We start from the raw sequence: 16,722 nt of genomic DNA, 5'->3' as shown, positions 1-16,722 counted from the left end.
ACTCCAAGTCCATTCTATTTTACCATGGTTCTTATTAATGTGCCTTAATCTTCATTGAACCAACTGATTCCAATCGTTTGTTCACCGGTATGCACCCCTATCGCACTGCCGAGTGGAGATACATGCGTCTTTACATTAGGAAATTCTTCAGAAATCATTGCTTTCCACTTCTGGGTCTGCTCCGACAGCGCCCCATATAATATAGTGCATTCTTTCACTTTTCCTGTTGCAAATGATTTGCGAAAATCGCTAAAAATTTGTTTTTCCGCTTTTTTTAGGTTTCGAGGTTTCGATTTAGTATGAAGCAACCCATCTTCAATTGAAATGATGGGTTTAAAACTTAATAGACTTCCGAGAAAATATTGAGCATTTGTTAACCTACCACTGCGGTACAGCTGATCTAAAGAACCTATTAACACATAGGTTTCATGGCTATCTGCATATTTTCTTGTTTTAACGAAAGCTTCATCAATGGAGTGACCATTTTCAACATAATGCATGAGCCGTTTCAGTATTAATAGCATCGGAAAAGAAATTAGTAAAGAATCAAAAACATCTACAGGTATCGTAACCATCTGTGCGGCCTGCTGACTAGCGGAAACTGTACCGCTTAACTTACTGGAAAGATGAACTGATATGATTCTATCATAGCGTTTTTCAAGCATCTTATATAACTCATAAAATCTACCCACAGACGGCTGGGAAGTAGTCGGGTTTATCTTTTCTTCATTCATCCTGCGATATAATTCCTCAGATAATAGGTCAACACCATCTTCATATTCCTTGCCATCAATGATGACAATCATCGGAACTACATATACATGTTCATTTAGTGATAATTCTTCGTCTAATAATCCTGTACTGTCCGTTACCCATGCAATTCGTTCCATAGTTTACCTCCTGAGTAAAATAGTTGTTCTTTATTATATTCAACTTTTCCCTCATCTTTCCCCTCTTGAAATCGAATGTATTTGGTATATTTCGAACAAAAGAAAAAACCATATTAACGTTACAGAAAAAGAGCTCACCAGGAAAACTTCTTCTGATGAACTCATTTTTCATTTTTTATAATAATTCTTTTAAATCGTCTTCTATTTCCAATGGTTTTGTTCGAGGCGCATATCGACTGACAATATTTCCTTCGCGGTCAATCAGGAATTTGGTGAAATTCCATTTTATCGATTTTGAACCCATCACTCCAGGCGCATTTTCGGTAATATAACTGAATAATGGATGTGCATCCTTCCCATTAACATTCACTTTTGCAAACATCGGGAAAGTTACGCCATGATTCAATTTACAGTAAGAATCGATTTCCAGGTCATCACCAGGCTCCTGGTTAAGAAATTGATTACATGGAAAACCAAGGATGACTAAACCATCTTCTTTATATTGTACATATAAGCTTTGCAAATCATCATACTGTGGCGAAAAACCGCATTTACTTGCGGTATTTACAATAATCATTACTTTCCCTTTGTATTCCTCAAGCGAAACGGTCTCGCCATTGATTTTTTCACTTCAAATTCATAAATGGACATGTATGATCTCTCCCTAAAGTATGATGCTGTCATTTTACCGTATTTAAAGATCACTTTTCCAACTTTAATATTCTTTCTTTTTAATTTTTCTCTATCCCCCCGGCTACTTTTAGAGATTGGATCAAATACTCTACCATATCTTCCAAATCTTCCATTTGCTCTTCTTTTACAAGCCTACCAAATGAAACTTTAAACGTAGAAGAATTTACTGGCCGATCTATTTTACTGATCGTTTCGGTGGTCGTCACAGTAATGATTCTTTGCTTCCCCCAAATTTTCTCCAGCCCGATTAAGATATCTTCAACTTCTCCTGCCCCAAGTTTTTCATGAAATGAAATGAATATATCAACCGTACATCCTGCATATGTTTCATTATTATTGAATTCGAGCAACTCCGAACTTAAGTTCTCGAGTGAAGCATGTAACTCAATTCCACCAACAACAGAACTAGGTACGAGAGGTTCCTTCAATTCCATCTCAATCTTATATGTTCTTGACATTGTTGAGAGATTAACGATCTCATCACGGGCTATGACCAATATATCTCCAACAAAGTCACGATCATAAACTGCCCCTTCTAACACTACTTTCATATTCTCAAATGCTGTGGGATCAAACAATCTCCATACACCTCTCCAACCTCTTAAGTTTTTCAAAAAGAACTATGTATATATCTCCTCCCCATTTTACCATTCTCGAGAATTCGTTAGAGGATTTACAAGAAATTATTAAAATAGCTTTTCTATTTGGAAATTTTCTATATAATTAAAATATTATGATTTTTGAAGAAGGAGGCTAATTATGCCAATCAGAATACCTGAAAAACTGCCAGCTAAGGAAATTTTAGAACAGGAAAATATCTTTGTAATGGATGAGGAAAGGGCAACCAGGCAAGAAATTCGCCCATTAAATATATTGATTTTAAACCTTATGCCTGAGAAAGTAAAAACAGAGGCCCAACTGCTACGCTTTCTTGGCAATACTCCTATTCAGGTAAACATATCATTTCTACGCTTAAGCACACATGAATCGAAAAACACAAGTAAATTTCATTTAGATCAATTTTATAAATCATTTGATGAAATCCGTTCTAAAAAATATGATGGCTTGATTATCACAGGAGCTCCAGTTGAAAAATTGGAATTCGCAGATGTTAATTATTGGAAAGAACTTCAAGATATTATGAACTGGTCAGCCGAAAACGTCACATCTACACTACATATCTGTTGGGGAGCTCAAGCCGCGCTTTACCATCATTATGGAATAGGCAAATACGAACTACCTGAGAAATGCTTTGGCATTTATAAGCATGAGGTACTCGAACCAAATGAAAATCTAGTCCGTGGCTTCGATGACAATTTTATGGCACCTCATTCGCGCCATACTGACATTGACTATCAAAAATTAGTTAATCATCCAGAATTGAAGATTTTAGCTCAGTCCGATCAGGCCGGAGTATTGATTGCCGCCTCTGTTGATGGAAGAAGAATAATGGTTACAGGTCATTTCGAGTATGATGCCGAAACACTTGGTGAAGAGTATAAACGTGATAGGGAACGTGGAATTGATACACAGCTTCCTGAAAACTACTATCCTGACAACGACCCAACTAAAGTACCGCTTCACCGATGGAAAAGTCACTGTAGCCTCATGTTCTCCAACTGGCTGAATTATTATGTCTACCAATTGACCCCTTATGAGTGGGATTGAAAGGGAAAGAAAAAAAGAAACTCTCTCATTAAGTGAAGTACTTTTTTTCGGGGAAACCTGCTGAATCTAGTATGGATGAAAAAACCTGAGTCCTTGATTCAGGTTTTTTCATTTTGAAGTTTTTCTGGAATTCTAGTTTAAAAAATTTCTTGTATTTGCTTTATGGTGTTTTTTTATCAAGACTCTTTATTACCAAAATACACCTCTTCAAAAGGTTGGACTACTACAAATCCCTGTCCTTCAAATTTCATCTGAACCGATTCCCCACTTCCTCTTCCAAAAAACGACTTTAATGACACATCGGTTACAAACTCAGGTTGTAGGTCTCCAGACCAAGCGACGGTTGCATTTGGATCCGTATAGACTGGGTTCCCCCTTTCTACCATTAATGTGAGAGGTTCATAATGAGAAGTAAATGCCACCATCCCTTTCCCTTCAAGTCTAACATTGAACAATCCCCCCGCTAGCAAACCGGCAATACGCCGCATCATTTTAATATCCCATTGTATGCTCGGCTCAAAGGCAAGTAAATCGTTACCGTTTACACTAATTGATTCCCCATTCAAATGTAAGATGGAAATCTTCTTCCCTTGATCTGCCACATACAACTTTCCACTTCCAGTCGCTTTCATCAAAGATGCACCCTCACCTGTAAAGGCCTTTTTAAAGAGTTTGCCAAATCCGTGTTCTAATATTCCTTCTCGTTCGAATTTAATATTGCCCCGATAAGAAATCATTGTTCCCATTTTCGCCCAGATTTGTTGTTCAAGATTAATTTCCAAAATTCTTTCCGTTTCAAGTTCAAACAAACCTTGCCCCTTATCCTGCTGTTTCGTTTTTTCTACGAATTGATTGATTTGATATTTTTCCATCACTGATTACCCTCTTTTTGAAGGAGAAACAACCACATAAAAGATACGGCTTGCTTTAAATCCTTTGAAAAGTGACCTAGTTTTGTAAAGTCTACCCCTCTCTTGGCGACGCCGGTATCAGCGACTGCTTTCCATCCGCTTTCCACTGCTATTTTCTCAAACTCCCACGGCTGCATCGTGTTCATGATCACTTTGTCGCCTAATAAACGTTGGAAACTAAACTTTTTACGTGGTTCCGCAGTCGGACCAAGTATTCCAAAACAGGCATAGCCGCCAGGCTTTATTATACGGTGAATTTCCTTCACCACAGTTAATGGTTCACCTGTGTATTCAAGGGAATTAATTACCAATGCCGCATCCATTTCTTCGTCCTTAAATGGAAGACTATAAAAATCACCTTGAATAAATGAAAGTTTAGGCTGATGTACGGTCTTTTCCATTGCAAATTCAATCATGACGTTAGAAAGATCAATTCCAGTTACTTCATAACCCGCTTCAGCAAGTTTAAGAGAACCAACTCCATCTCCACAGCCTATATCAGCTACCTTACTTCCCGTAGGCACATATTGAGAAAAAAACGGGATTATATTTTTTCGACTTCCTGTTTCCCACATTTCTTGCGAATTCTCCACCCACTTAGAAGCAAAGTCATCCCATTTCTTTTCCGATTCTTTATGCCAAGTATGTAAATCCATCCGGCATTCCCCCATTCCATTTAAATCTTTGTTTCATATGAACACATAGAATTGTTAAAGAAATAACAAGGATATACTAACCTCGTTTCTTAACTTTTTTATTACATTACCTAGTATTTAAAAACCCATATCTAACCGTGACTGCTGAGGCTTATTTATAGCTATTCTGCTCTGACTCTAAAAATCCCTTTTTTACCTTTTCCTATTATCCACTTATTGAACATCATTTGTTTAATTAATAGTTAGATTGTTTATTCCGTACAATAATAGCTGACTGTTTTATAAGTAATTTAATTTATAAAAGTCAACAAAAAAAAACTGCCAGTGGCAGACTTATTTTGAGTTCTCTTCGTTTCTTTTTTGTATATTTCTTAAATCCTCGACACGACTAGGAGATTCCTCAAAGAATTCGACAAGATCTCCAATTCGATCGATAGCATTCCAACTAAGGTGATGTTCAATACCTTCAACATCCTGATAGATATTTTCTTCTTTGACCCCAATCAATCTTAGCATCTGTTCTAATAGTTCATGTCGGTATACGAGCCTTTTACCCACTTTTTTCCCATTTGCAGTCAAAACGAGACCACGGTACTTTTCATATATTAAATATTTTTCATGATCTAGTTTTTGAACCATTTTTGTAACTGAAGAGGGATGGACGGAAAGATTTTCTGCAATATCGGAAACCCTGGCATATCCTTTTTCTTCAATAAGTAAATAAATTTGTTCTATGTAATCCTCCATGCTCGGTGTAGGCATTCGGAATCCTCCCATTCAAACGCATATCTAAAAATTTTACTATATAAACGACCCCGAAACAAGAAGATATCGTCTCAGGACGTCTTTTAAAGAAGTTTATTATTAAGTTTGCTTGACGGCTTGTTCTGTTGGAAATGTAAAACTAATCTTCTTTTCAGAATCGGACCAAGATAAAATTGCGTCAAAGGTCTTCTCTCCTTTTTTAAAGCCACTTATTAAATCCGTTTCGCCGCTTGCCAACAGCTTTTTTATATTTGCTTGACTGATCTTTTTATTCAGGATTTTTTTGGAGATAGTGAAGTTACACTTCGTTTTCTGATAACTCACACATCCATAAAATTCACCTTTATCGACAATCTTCGAACCGCATAACTTGCAGCTGCCTACAGATGCAGTATTTCTTTTTTTAGACCCGCTCCGTTGAATTGATTCAGTATCCAGTCCTTGGAAATCCCAGTTTTCCGATGATTCAACTGCATCACTGATAATTTTAGCCGACATCTTCTTAACAGCTTCCATAAATTCACCAGCGGAAGCCTTTCCTTCCCCGATTTCCCTTAAGCGCTGTTCCCATTTAGCCGTCATTTCAGGTGAAGCCAGAATTTTTTCTCCGATGGCAGTAATCAGTACTTTCCCTTTATCTGTCGCAAATACCTGATTTTTTTTAACATCAATATATTTACGGTCTTTCAGCATAGTTATAATGCCTGCACGAGTAGCTTCAGTTCCAAGTCCTTCTGCTTTCATCAAAACCTTTTCTAGCTCTTCATTATCCAGATGTTTTCCGGCAGTTTTCATCAATGTAATCAACTGACCCTCTGTATAGCGCTTAGGAGGCTGGGTTTTTCCTTCTTTCACTTTTACACTGGCTACCTGTCCAGAATCCCCTTTTTTGACGGGGGGCAAAATGATATCGTCATCATCCTTATCATTTTGGAAAATCACCTTCCGCCATCCCTCTTGGATTTGCTGCTTGCCTTTCGAAATGAACTCGGCCCGCTTATCGACAAGCGTTTTAATTGTTGTATAATCGAAAATCGCCTTCTCATAATGAGCCGCAATCAGGCGGCGTACCACCAAGTCATAGATATTGCGTTCTTCAGCGGAAAGGCGCTTTGGATCTGTGACCTGCTCAGTTGGGATAATTGCATAGTGATCAGTCACTTTTTTTTCATTTACAAACCGTTTATTATTTATGATGCTTGATTGAGGCAACGGAAACAGGGATTCATACTCTGAAAACCTGCTTATTTTTTGCAAAATATCGGGAAATGTCTCGGCTTCCCCCTCTGTAACATAATTGGAGTCAGAACGCGGGTAAGAAACAATCCCTTTTTGATATAGACTTTGAACAATATCCAGCGTCATTTTCGGTGAATATTTATAAATCTTATTCACGGTTGCCTGTAAAGAAGATAGATTAAATAATAAAGGTGGCTGAAATTCTTTTCTTTCTGTATCCATTTCTGCAATTTCAGCTTCTTTACCCTTGCAAAAGGCGGCAATTTTTTCAGCAAGTTCTTTTGTTTTAATCCTCGGATCGTTGTTCTGCTGCCACTTTCCTTGATATTTATTTCCATCCATCTTGAAGTCAGCAAATACTTCCCAAAACGGTTCAGATTTGAACTGTTCAATTTCCATTTCCCTTTTTACTATCAAAGCGAGGGTAGGCGTCTGAACCCTGCCAGCTGAAAATACATCCGACACCCCTCTTTGTTTCAATAAAATGCTATAAGCTCTAGAAGCATTCATACCAACAACCCAGTCTGCACAAGCTCTCGTATATGCTTCATAATAAAGTGGCCTTGTTTTTTCTTCGCTAATCAGATTTTGGAAACCTTCATAAATGGCTTTCGGAGTCAAAGAGGAAATCCATAAACGTTTCATCGGTTTTTTGACGCTGCATAGATTGACGATATTGCGTACAATCAATTCTCCTTCACGACCGGCATCGCCAGCATGAATAATTTCATCCACATCCGACTTCCTAAGCAAAGTTTTCACAACATTGAATTGCTTTGCCTTTTGTCGAGTCACTTCATATTGGAATTTCTCAGGAATCATCGGCAATGTATCAATCGACCATTTTTTCCATTTTGAATGATACGTTTCCGGTGAAACTAGTTGACATAAATGCCCGACTGCCCATGTTACATAAGCACCATCCGGAAAAAGTTCATTCGGCAAAATTTCTATATAGCCTTGCTGTTTCTTCGTTTTAAATTGACCTGCTAACGTTGAACCTTGATCTGGTTTCTCCGCAATGATTAGCTTCATATTTTCGTCACCTAATCCGTTAAAAAATATCTTTCTTTATTATTATACCTTAAATATATATATCGGCTAGATTTGAGTTAGTTTTTACAGAACTGCTCCTGCAACGGGATAGAATAATTACTTAACGCCGGTGGAGAATGGGATTTTCATGCATATAATAAGGCCCGTCCAAATATAAGCAGATTAATATGCAAAAAAAGCTACACTAAATGATTAGTTTTTCTTTTGACAATTCAGCTAAACTAGAATTTCTTGTCCATATTTTTTTAAAATTATGGATGTTTTGTAGTGTGATATGCTTTTCTTTATTTCTCTTTCCAATAAGAGTCCCCTTCTTGTAGAATGGGTTATCCGGATTTAATATAAGTTGAGTCGCAATTCAAAAAGAGCAGCCGTCAACGGTTCTGCTCTTTTTGAACCATTCGCAAACCGATAGAAATGGTTTCTTAGCTTCTGTTTTCATTTTGCCTTTATTCAGATCCCCTATTTCTAATCCATACCATCCTTTTTCCATAAAACCGCCTCATACTATGTAAAATATGGCATAATTCCCTTATGTAACTAACCGGGTGGGAGGTTGCCTTACCCCTATCTCTTTTATCTAAGAGAGAAGGGAGGTGACCGCAATGGATCTTCTAATAGACGTACTAGTGGAAGTTGCCAATTCGACAGTTGTATATTTATTTAGCTTCCTTCCTGCTAAAAAAGTCAAAAAGAAAACCACCCGTTCTACATCCAAACAGCACGGGAGGCCTTCTAAGAAGCGTAATATTTAGGAGCAACCGACCACTTTGGATTGGTTACTAGGCGAGATGTTAGCGCATCTCGTCTTTTTTATATATTCCACATTATAACATAAATATACTAAAAAGATAAAAAAGAAACTACTTTCCCTTCGATAGTTCTTGCTTTATTTTACTCCGGTTATATGATCCTTTGCCTTTCTTATTCAAAATCACACGAGTTGAGGCATCAAATCCCCAACTTAATCTACTATTGGTCATTTCACCGATTGTTTTCTTTCTCATATACATACCTGCTTTCTTTGAGACTTTCTTAGACCGCTACATTATTTCACAAGGAGAAGTGTTTTGGTTTTGGCCTATTTACACAGCTGTAACAAAGAGAATAGATAAAGAGCGATTGCTAATTAAATGCAGTCGCTCTTATTTTGATTATTATGTTATTCTCGTTTCTTCTGCCTACCGCCACGTTTAATTTCTGTGCTAAGTTTGGGGATAATACTTTTACTTCGAATTTCCTCTTATAACCATAAGCTAATTCGATAGATTTAATCAATGATAGTGATTGTATTCCAAAGCACGTTTTAAGTATTAATTACAGCTACTTCAACGGCTCCCTAATTTGAGCAAGAATTATTTCAATGTCTCTTAAATCTATAAACTATGTCATCTAGACATACTTTTTAGAACAAACGCCATCTGAATTCAAGTTTGATTTGCACCTGCTCAAATATTTAATTTTGTCGCATTATAAATTAAGTGATTACTATATTTTCACATGGGTATTAGAATTGACCATAATTTTCATATTGGCTATGGCTACAGTTTCTCCGTTTTGTTTTTTTATTTCTTGGATGACTGTTACAACACCTTGATAGCCTTTTTCAAAAAGGTCAATCACCTTTAATTCTACATGTATCGTGTCCCCAATAAAGGTAGGGTTTGTAAATCGAACCTTCTCCAATCCATAAAATGCAACGACGATTCCTGGTTCAAATTGAAATAAGCCAGTTGCAGCCGAAAGTATAAGCATTCCGTGTGCTATCCGCTGCTTATACTGTGTATTTGCTTGCATACTCCTTATCAATATGGAGGGGAAACCAGTCACCGCTAAATGCAGAAAACATTACTAGATCTGCCTCGGTTATAGTACGTCCTTTCGACACCCATGTTTCTCCGATTTCATATTGATGGAAATATTTATTAAACATTATTTCATTCTCCTTTTATTTAGGCTTGAAAAAAGTAGGCAGAAATTTCAGATATTTAATACTATAGACTAAATAATTTAGTGATAGTTCTTAAAATCAACACCTATAAAAAATGTTTTTCATATAGAAGACGTACTATTCCATGTAAATAGCGTTTAAAGCTAGAAATCGAAATGTATTTTCCTATGCTCACCGGCAAATATTTAAACGATAGCAAACAAGCTGAATATACCAATTACAAAGAATACAGCAAGTGTCTTTATAATGGTAATAACAAAAATGTCTTTATATGCCTGGCGATGAGTGAGTCCCGTAACTGCTAGAAGAGTTATTATAGCTCCGTTATGTGGCAAAGTATCAAATCCACCTGCAGACATAGCAATGACACGATGTAAAACTTCCAACGGAATGTCAAAATGAGCAGCTGTTTGTATATACGTATCCGCCATTAAGCTCAACGTAATGCTCATCCCACCAGATCCTGAACCAGTAATGCCGCACAAAACATTTGTCATGATCGCCCCATTAATTAAAGGGTTCGAAAACATTCCAGTAAGATAATCTTGTATCACAGTAAAGCCGGGTAAAGCTGCAATCACACCCCCAAAACCATATTCGGTTGCCGTATTCATGGTTGCAAGCAATGCCCCACTAATCCCTATATTAATACTTGATTGGAAATTTAATTTGACAGCTTTAAAGTTTAATAAGACGGTTGCTATTATCCCGAGAATAAGAGCCATCTCTACAGACCAAACACCAATAACTTTAGACATATCAACATTTCCATAATCTTTCAACCCAATAGTAGCAAAATCGAATCCTTTGGCATACCAAAGAGGAAAAGACTCAGTAAAAAACTTATTCATCACTCCAACTAACACCAACGGAATAAAAGCAAGCCAGTCTTTTCTACTTATGGCTTTTTCAGAATCCATTCCCAACTTATTAGTCGTTTCCACCGATATAGCAGAACTAGCTGCCATTTCTGCTTCAGCAGCTTCCCTATCAATAGCTTTATCACCAATTCCAAAATACCCTTCACCATTTCTAGCTGCCTTATGTCGACAATGATTTAAGTATAAAAGGCTCAAGGAAATGATAAATATTGCCCCAATAATTCCTAGTGTCGGTGCAGCATAGATGTCAGTTTTAAAGAATCCCGTTGGAATGACATTCTGAATTTGTGGAGACCCTGGAAGTGAATCCATGGAAAAGGTAAAAGCACTAACTGCAATTGTCGCAGGAATTAAACGCTTTGGAATATTAGCTTCGCGAAATAGCTGAGCAGCAAATGGATAAATGGCAAACACTGCAACAAACAAACTAACTCCGCTATAAGTCAGGATTGCGCCCATTATCACAATGGCTAGAATGGCTTGTTTAGCCCCGATAAAACGGACAATAATTTTAGCTATGCTCTTTGCAACACCGCTTATTTCAACCAATTTCCCAAAAATAGCACCTAGTAGAAAAACCGGGAAATATAATTTAACAAATTCAACCAACTTAACCATAAATATATTAGAGAAGAAAGGTAAAACATGTCCAGGATCCGTTAAAAATACAGCAAACAAAGCACACAATGGTGCAAAAAGTATAACAGAAAATCCTCGATATGCTAGAAACATAAGTAATCCTAGTGAAATAATAATAATCATTACATCCATATTGATTCCCCCTTTTTCTCAAAGTATAATATGTTATCATTTGTTGCTGGTTTGAATCCATTTCCCCCAAGACTTCTTCGGCATTAAAGTTCACTTTTCTTGTCTACAGAACTCTAATTATTTTCCCGAATAAATCCATTGTTTCTTTTAAACGTCATTTCTTTGAGTTTTGTGTGTACATCTAAAGATTTGTTCGACTGTGAATCCTTTTGCGACTTCTATTAGTTTCAAGCCCTTTTCTGTAACGTCCTTTACCGCAAGATCCGTGATGATATGTTCAACCACGCTTTTTCCTGTGAGCGTAGGGTGCACTCTTTCAGAATTTTGGATTCGCCATGTTTATTAACGTGTTCCATAATCACAATTGTTTTGCGTGCACCATGGACAAGGTCCTTCGCTCCGCCCATTCCTTTCACCATTCTCCCTGGAATCACCCAGTTAGCCAAATCACCATTATGGGGCACTTCCATTCCTCCTAAAATGCAACATCAATATGCCCTCCGCGAATCATGGCGAAAGATTCCGCACTATAGAACTAGACGGACCCCGAGGAACTTTTTCAAAAATTGACTTGACTCTGGTTTTGTCATGAGGGATTACTGATCAACGAAATTTGGCTCTCTTTTATTAATAAAGGCTTCAACACCTTCCTTAACGTCCTTAGTCTGAAAAACATGACCAAAATTTTCAGCTTCAATCACGAGTCCATCTTCAAGTGTTTGTTCATAACCATAATCAATAGAATGCTTTGCAAAAGTTAAAGATTGTAAAGAATAATTGCAAATACATTTTGCAATTTCCATTGCTTTTTCTAAAGATTCCCCCTTTGGCACAACATGATTAACAAGCCCTATTTGTTTTGCCTCTTCTGCATTCAGTGGCTCTCCAGTAAAGATCATTTCTTTTGCTTTGGCTTTACCTATCAGTCTAGGAAGTCTTTGAGTTCCCCCTGCCCCTGGAAACAAACCCAATTTAATTTCAGGAAGCCCAATCCTAATTTGTTCCTCTGCAATTCGAATATCACAACTTAAGGCAAGTTCACATCCTCCACCTAATGCTAATCCGTTGATTGCAGCAATAGTTGGTCGAGATAAACGTTCAATTTTATTAAGTGGTTCCTGAAGCCAAAGTGATTTCCCCTTTCCTTCTTCCACTCCTTTTCCAATCCATGCTGGAAATTCTTTAATATCCCCTCCAGCAACAAAAGCTCTTTCGCCTTCACCAGTAAGGATAATGACCTTAACGTTGTAATCGCTTTCAATTTCATCTACCACAAGATTCAATTGTTCTATAACATCTGCGCTTAATACATTAACAGGTGGATTATCAATAATAATCGTTGCAATATTACTCTGTTTTGACCATGAAACAACTTGATCCTTATTCTTCATCGGCTTTCCTCCTCAACCTAAAGTGTACTTGTGGGTTCCAGATGCTCTGGCATTGTTGAAAAACGTGCATCAGTGAGTAAACCCAGATATTTATGTTAGAATCCTTGATGGTTATGTGCATGTTTAAAACAAAGTGAAATAATGTATTCACAAAACCTTTTTATAGTACCTTTTTTAACCTTCGAGAAATTCCTTATTTATTCCATACCACTAAACTGTTTTCGAAGAATAAACTTTTGAACCTTACCGGATGGGGTACGTGGTATTTCATCAACAAATGTGACCTTTCTAGGTTTTTTGTAGCTAGCAAGATGTTCCTTACAGTAATTAACAACATCTTCCTCCGTAAGTTTGGCTCCTTCTTTTTTAACAATAACAGCACATACAGCCTCAATGTATTTCGGATCAGGAATACCAATTATAGAAACTTCCTTCACTTCATCATGGCGGTATAAGACATCTTCAATTTCCGCAGAGTAAATGTTTTCACCACCGCTCCGAATCATATCTTTTTTTCTGCCTGCAATTGATAGATACCCATCATGATCGAATTTTCCCATGTCTCCTGTTTTACACCACCCATTCACAAATGTTTCCATTGTGGCATCAGGTTTTCTCCAATAACCCTCAGAAACCGCTGGACTTTTAATAGCGATTTCACCAATTTCACCAACAGGCAAAGGCGTTCCATCCTCATCGATAATATTAATTTCTGTAAGTGGCATTGGCTTTCCAACGGTATGGCCTTTTGTAAAAGCATCCTGTGGTTCAAGCGAAGCCGCAATTGGTTGTCCTTCAGTTAACCCGTAAACTTGAACAACTCCAATTTGAGGAAACCTCTTTTTTAATTGTTCTAGTGCCCATGGCATTAGCGGGTCACCACCTGTATAAATAGTTTTTAAAGATTTTAGCTGATACTCTTCAATTTCAGGCAGATTTAGCATTTCATAAATCATAAAAGGGAATAAAAAAGAATCGGTCACATTTTCCTGTTCAATAACGGAAAGAATTCTTCCAATCTCGAATTCTTGGCTTTTTGTAATTATTACGCTTCCACCCATCATAAGAGTAGGAAGTGCGATATCTTCCATCGCTCCAACATGGTATAGTGGTCCTGTCGTCATGGCAACTTCTCGCCCTGTAAATTTCCATTTCAGCGCTTGTATCGTGGAAAACCAGAAAGTTGTATCATGAGTCCAAATTGCACCTTTAGGTCTTCCCGTTGTGCCTGATGTGTACATCAGCATGACCGGATCGTTTAATTTAATGTTATCGACTTTGACCTCATCTACCGAACCACTTTCTAAAACACTCCATGACTCAGACCAACCTGGGATTGAGCCATGTCTATGAGGTAGACAAAAATAACGCTCAACAGAAACATGATTACAAACTGATTCCAGATGATTGGCTAAGTTCGAATGGAAGCACAATATTCTTGTCTGTGAATCATTTAATGCATACTCAAGCTCAGCACTTGAAAGCCTAAAATTAAGTCGAACTGCAATTGCACCGATTTTCGCAATGGCAAAATATAGACTAAAATATTCGAGGCAGTTGTAAAGTAAAATACCGACACGATCCCCTTTTCGAACGCCAAATTCGTAAAGCTTGTTTGCATACGCATTTGATAAATGGTGGAGATCGATGTACGTCAATGACCTTCCTACTTCTTCTTTTATTGCTATTTTTCTAGGATTTATATTATTTAAATCATTTGCCATTTTTCTTGTGATAAAACCAACATCCAATGAAATTCCTCCTTTTCAAGGTAAGCAGATTCAAAATTCAATACTGTTCAAAATAATTCTCAATCTTTCTAAACAAGGCCCAATTTCTTTCCTCCTTTCTTCTAATTTTGGTTGCAAGATTCATTCCAAAACGGAAAAACCCTATACTGACTTACTTTTCTTATTTATCGAGGAATATCCAAATGTTTATTTTCCGATTTTTCAGAAAATAAATAAAAAAAATCAACTTAAGTTAGATCAGTTGATTTTTTATTCTTCAGTTTTCATAATTTATATAATAATTAATCTGTTCTATAGCCTTTTTTCTCCTTTAATGTGAACTATATCTACACTAATACGGAAATTATAATATAAATCCGGGATTTCGGAATGCATTCTGAAATCCCGGATTTATATTTATTGGTCAGAAATTTGATATTTTTTAATTTTATCGTAAAGGGTAGAATTTCCTATTCCAAGAGCTTCCGCAACCCGTTTTTTATCAAACTTAAACCTCCTTAACGCTCTTTCTATTGTCTTCTTTTCTGTTTCCTCTACACTATCCTTTAAACTTACTTCTTTCCTATTCACCTTATGACGTTTTAGATAATCAGGTAAAGCATCTTTTCCCATTACCTCGTCATTTGATAGGTGAACACCTGCATCAATCACATTCTCTAGTTCTCTGACATTCCCTGGCCAGTTATATTGCTCTATTAATGAAAGCACCTCAGGGTGTATAGAGGTTACTCGTTTTCCTATTCGGGCTGTGACTTTTTTTAAAAAATAATCTACAAGTAAAGAGATATCTTCGATTCTATCACTTAAAGGAGGAACAAATAATTGGACAGCATTAATTCTATAAAATAGGTCTTCACGAAATAGCTTTTCTTCAACCAATTTTTCTAAAGGGCGATTTGTTGCAGCAATCACTCGAACATTAAGTTTTTTTGGGTAAAGCGAACCTACAGGCTCAAATTCTTTCTCCTGAAGGACCCTTAATAACTTGACTTGCATTTGCTGAGGCATATCACCAATTTCGTCAAGGAAAACAGTTCCACCATCAGCAAATTGAAACTTTCCAATTTTACCTCCCTTTTTTGCCCCTGTAAAGGCACCATCTTCATACCCGAAAAGTTCAGATTCTAACAAGTGTTCCGGAATTGAACTACAATTTATTTTCACTAGTGGTTTGTCGCTTCTCCCACTTAACTGATGAATGCTATGTGCTATTATTTCCTTGCCTGTACCGCTTTCTCCTCTAATTAGTACAGAGATATCACCTCTAGCCACCCTTTTCACACGTTCTTTTAACTGTTGTATTTTTTGTGAATTGCCAATTAAATTGTGTAAGGAATACTTTACTCCATTTGTAACATCACTTTCATTTCTGTAAAAATTATGTTTTGTCAGTATCTCCTTAATGTGGCTATTCATTTTATTCCAGTCATCAAGATCACGAAACATTATTGTCCCAATCGCACCAATTATTTCCTCATTTTCGATGATAGGAATGCGATTAGCGATAACAAAATCACCACGAAGAAAATGTATATCAGCGATTTCCGATTTACCTATTTGCACTACTAGGTGTAGCCTTGTATTTTCAATTATATTCGTCACATGTTCACCAATCACTGAGTCGCGTTCAACATTTAAAAATTCACAATATTTATTGCTAATATATTGAATTTTCCCATTACTATCGACAATTACAATTCCATAATATGTACTTTCAAATACCATATCTAATAGTTTATTATTGGAGAATTGTCCAGTCTTCATCATAAGTCTCCTTTACCTAGAATCCTTTACCATATAATACCACGCATTATATTCAATACATATTTACGAAGTGAAAATGTTTCAAAAAAGACTGCGAAATAAAGTGTTCATTAAAAAGAAATCGATGGAGATATTTTATACCCTCACTAGCGTAATCAATCGGATTATAACGATCTGAGTATGCCATTTCCGAAAAATAAATAAGTATACTAAAAGACTTTAATCCTTCCAGTTTATATTTTAGGGAAGCCATACTCTAATATGTTTGTCAAATAGGTTTGGAAAATGAGATCACATACGTAAATAATCAAAAGACCTATTTAGTATTTGAAACA

At 36.7% G+C, this 16,722-nt stretch carries 16 protein-coding genes and 2 pseudogenes; 2 read left to right on the top strand and 16 right to left on the bottom strand.

What is annotated here, in order from left to right:
- Positions 1 to 44: 44 nt before the first annotated feature.
- The 3 genes and pseudogenes from JFU50_RS20950 to JFU50_RS20940 form a co-directional block, all read right to left on the bottom strand.
- The gene (locus JFU50_RS20950) at positions 45 to 890 is read right to left on the bottom strand and encodes a DegV family protein (protein ID WP_057216836.1); all 846 of its coding nucleotides are present in this window, start codon (positions 888 to 890) and stop codon (positions 45 to 47) included.
- Between the two features lie 175 nt (positions 891 to 1,065).
- Positions 1,066 to 1,541 (bottom strand): annotated as a pseudogene (locus JFU50_RS20945) (glutathione peroxidase).
- A gap of 80 nt (positions 1,542 to 1,621) precedes the next feature.
- Entirely contained in the window at positions 1,622 to 2,134 is a 513-nt protein-coding gene (locus JFU50_RS20940; RefSeq protein WP_207198816.1) for a hypothetical protein, read from the bottom strand.
- Between the two features lie 208 nt (positions 2,135 to 2,342).
- Here JFU50_RS20940 and metA point away from each other — a divergent pair, with 208 nt between their 5' ends.
- A complete protein-coding gene (gene metA / locus JFU50_RS20935; RefSeq protein WP_201185454.1) occupies positions 2,343 to 3,251 on the top strand; it encodes a homoserine O-acetyltransferase MetA in 909 nt (302 codons plus the stop codon).
- Positions 3,252 to 3,427: 176 nt separating this feature from the next.
- On the opposite strand, the gene JFU50_RS20930 is transcribed toward metA, so the two are convergent.
- The 5 genes from JFU50_RS20930 to JFU50_RS31535 form a co-directional block, all read right to left on the bottom strand.
- Positions 3,428 to 4,123, bottom strand: a complete 696-nt coding sequence (locus tag JFU50_RS20930; protein ID WP_056520866.1) for an AIM24 family protein — start codon at positions 4,121 to 4,123, stop codon at positions 3,428 to 3,430.
- Positions 4,123 to 4,818 (bottom strand): class I SAM-dependent methyltransferase, encoded by a 696-nt coding sequence (locus JFU50_RS20925; protein WP_201185455.1) that lies wholly within the window; start codon positions 4,816 to 4,818, stop codon positions 4,123 to 4,125. Before JFU50_RS20925 ends, JFU50_RS20930 begins: the two co-directional genes overlap by 1 nt.
- A gap of 333 nt (positions 4,819 to 5,151) precedes the next feature.
- Positions 5,152 to 5,580, bottom strand: a complete 429-nt coding sequence (mntR, locus tag JFU50_RS20920) for a transcriptional regulator MntR (RefSeq protein WP_053346643.1) — start codon at positions 5,578 to 5,580, stop codon at positions 5,152 to 5,154.
- Between the two features lie 102 nt (positions 5,581 to 5,682).
- Positions 5,683 to 7,857, bottom strand: a complete 2,175-nt coding sequence (locus tag JFU50_RS20915) for a DNA topoisomerase III (protein ID WP_201185456.1) — start codon at positions 7,855 to 7,857, stop codon at positions 5,683 to 5,685.
- 379 nt (positions 7,858 to 8,236) lie between these two features.
- On the bottom strand, positions 8,237 to 8,371 hold the full coding sequence (locus JFU50_RS31535) for a hypothetical protein (RefSeq protein ID WP_274608359.1): 135 nt from the start codon (positions 8,369 to 8,371) through the stop codon (positions 8,237 to 8,239).
- 112 nt (positions 8,372 to 8,483) lie between these two features.
- Here JFU50_RS31535 and JFU50_RS20910 point away from each other — a divergent pair, with 112 nt between their 5' ends.
- Complete coding sequence (locus JFU50_RS20910; RefSeq protein WP_201223939.1) at positions 8,484 to 8,633, top strand: hypothetical protein; 150 nt, start codon at positions 8,484 to 8,486, stop codon at positions 8,631 to 8,633.
- A 108-nt stretch (positions 8,634 to 8,741) separates the two neighbouring features.
- Here the strand turns inward: JFU50_RS20910 and JFU50_RS20905 are convergent, their stop codons facing one another.
- The 8 genes and pseudogenes from JFU50_RS20905 to JFU50_RS20875 all read right to left on the bottom strand — a co-directional run bounded on the left by JFU50_RS20905 (position 8,742) and on the right by JFU50_RS20875 (position 16,387).
- A complete protein-coding gene (locus JFU50_RS20905) occupies positions 8,742 to 8,885 on the bottom strand; it encodes a hypothetical protein (protein WP_201188178.1) in 144 nt (47 codons plus the stop codon).
- A 481-nt stretch (positions 8,886 to 9,366) separates the two neighbouring features.
- Positions 9,367 to 9,675 (bottom strand): MaoC family dehydratase, encoded by a 309-nt coding sequence (locus JFU50_RS20900; protein ID WP_342366290.1) that lies wholly within the window; start codon positions 9,673 to 9,675, stop codon positions 9,367 to 9,369.
- A complete protein-coding gene (locus tag JFU50_RS31770) occupies positions 9,653 to 9,811 on the bottom strand; it encodes a MaoC/PaaZ C-terminal domain-containing protein (RefSeq protein ID WP_342366289.1) in 159 nt (52 codons plus the stop codon). The genes JFU50_RS20900 and JFU50_RS31770 overlap by 23 nt, the downstream gene beginning before the upstream one ends.
- A gap of 203 nt (positions 9,812 to 10,014) precedes the next feature.
- A complete protein-coding gene (locus JFU50_RS20895) occupies positions 10,015 to 11,481 on the bottom strand; it encodes a GntP family permease (protein ID WP_201185459.1) in 1,467 nt (488 codons plus the stop codon).
- A gap of 147 nt (positions 11,482 to 11,628) precedes the next feature.
- A pseudogene (locus JFU50_RS20890) lies at positions 11,629 to 12,016 on the bottom strand (CoA-transferase); the annotation flags it as partial.
- A 61-nt stretch (positions 12,017 to 12,077) separates the two neighbouring features.
- The gene (locus tag JFU50_RS20885) at positions 12,078 to 12,872 is read right to left on the bottom strand and encodes an enoyl-CoA hydratase/isomerase family protein (protein ID WP_201223937.1); all 795 of its coding nucleotides are present in this window, start codon (positions 12,870 to 12,872) and stop codon (positions 12,078 to 12,080) included.
- 197 nt (positions 12,873 to 13,069) lie between these two features.
- Entirely contained in the window at positions 13,070 to 14,623 is a 1,554-nt protein-coding gene (locus tag JFU50_RS20880; protein ID WP_201223935.1) for an acyl-CoA synthetase, read from the bottom strand.
- 396 nt (positions 14,624 to 15,019) lie between these two features.
- Positions 15,020 to 16,387: a sigma-54 interaction domain-containing protein gene (locus JFU50_RS20875; protein ID WP_201223933.1), complete on the bottom strand. Its 1,368-nt coding sequence runs from the start codon at positions 16,385 to 16,387 to the stop codon at positions 15,020 to 15,022.
- Positions 16,388 to 16,722: the final 335 nt, after the last annotated feature.

This window comes from Peribacillus sp. TH14 (assembly GCF_016651145.1).
In the GTDB taxonomy this organism is placed as follows: Bacteria; Bacillota; Bacilli; order Bacillales; family DSM-1321; genus Peribacillus; species Peribacillus butanolivorans.
The sequence above is the reverse complement of the archived record's forward strand: the minus strand, read 5'-3'. Positions and strand labels throughout refer to the sequence as shown.

Bases quoted from the DNA above. Each gene is read 5' to 3' on its own strand.
- JFU50_RS31770 (WP_342366289.1), bottom strand. From the start codon at position 9,811: ATGTTTAATAAATATTTCCATCAATATGAAATCGGAGAAACATGGGTG.
- mntR (WP_053346643.1), bottom strand. From the start codon at position 5,580: ATGCCTACACCGAGCATGGAGGATTACATAGAACAAATTTATTTACTT.
- JFU50_RS20930 (WP_056520866.1), bottom strand. From the start codon at position 4,123: ATGGAAAAATATCAAATCAATCAATTCGTAGAAAAAACGAAACAGCAG.
- JFU50_RS20910 (WP_201223939.1), top strand. From the start codon at position 8,484: ATGGATCTTCTAATAGACGTACTAGTGGAAGTTGCCAATTCGACAGTT.
- JFU50_RS20940 (WP_207198816.1), bottom strand. From the start codon at position 2,134: ATGAAAGTAGTGTTAGAAGGGGCAGTTTATGATCGTGACTTTGTTGGA.
- JFU50_RS20915 (WP_201185456.1), bottom strand. From the start codon at position 7,857: ATGAAGCTAATCATTGCGGAGAAACCAGATCAAGGTTCAACGTTAGCA.
- JFU50_RS20900 (WP_342366290.1), bottom strand. From the start codon at position 9,675: ATGCAAGCAAATACACAGTATAAGCAGCGGATAGCACACGGAATGCTT.
- JFU50_RS20950 (WP_057216836.1), bottom strand. From the start codon at position 890: ATGGAACGAATTGCATGGGTAACGGACAGTACAGGATTATTAGACGAA.
- JFU50_RS20895 (WP_201185459.1), bottom strand. From the start codon at position 11,481: ATGGATGTAATGATTATTATTATTTCACTAGGATTACTTATGTTTCTA.
- JFU50_RS20875 (WP_201223933.1), bottom strand. From the start codon at position 16,387: ATGAAGACTGGACAATTCTCCAATAATAAACTATTAGATATGGTATTT.
- JFU50_RS31535 (WP_274608359.1), bottom strand. From the start codon at position 8,371: ATGGAAAAAGGATGGTATGGATTAGAAATAGGGGATCTGAATAAAGGC.
- JFU50_RS20885 (WP_201223937.1), bottom strand. From the start codon at position 12,872: ATGAAGAATAAGGATCAAGTTGTTTCATGGTCAAAACAGAGTAATATT.
- metA (WP_201185454.1), top strand. From the start codon at position 2,343: ATGCCAATCAGAATACCTGAAAAACTGCCAGCTAAGGAAATTTTAGAA.
- JFU50_RS20925 (WP_201185455.1), bottom strand. From the start codon at position 4,818: ATGGATTTACATACTTGGCATAAAGAATCGGAAAAGAAATGGGATGAC.
- JFU50_RS20905 (WP_201188178.1), bottom strand. From the start codon at position 8,885: ATGAGAAAGAAAACAATCGGTGAAATGACCAATAGTAGATTAAGTTGG.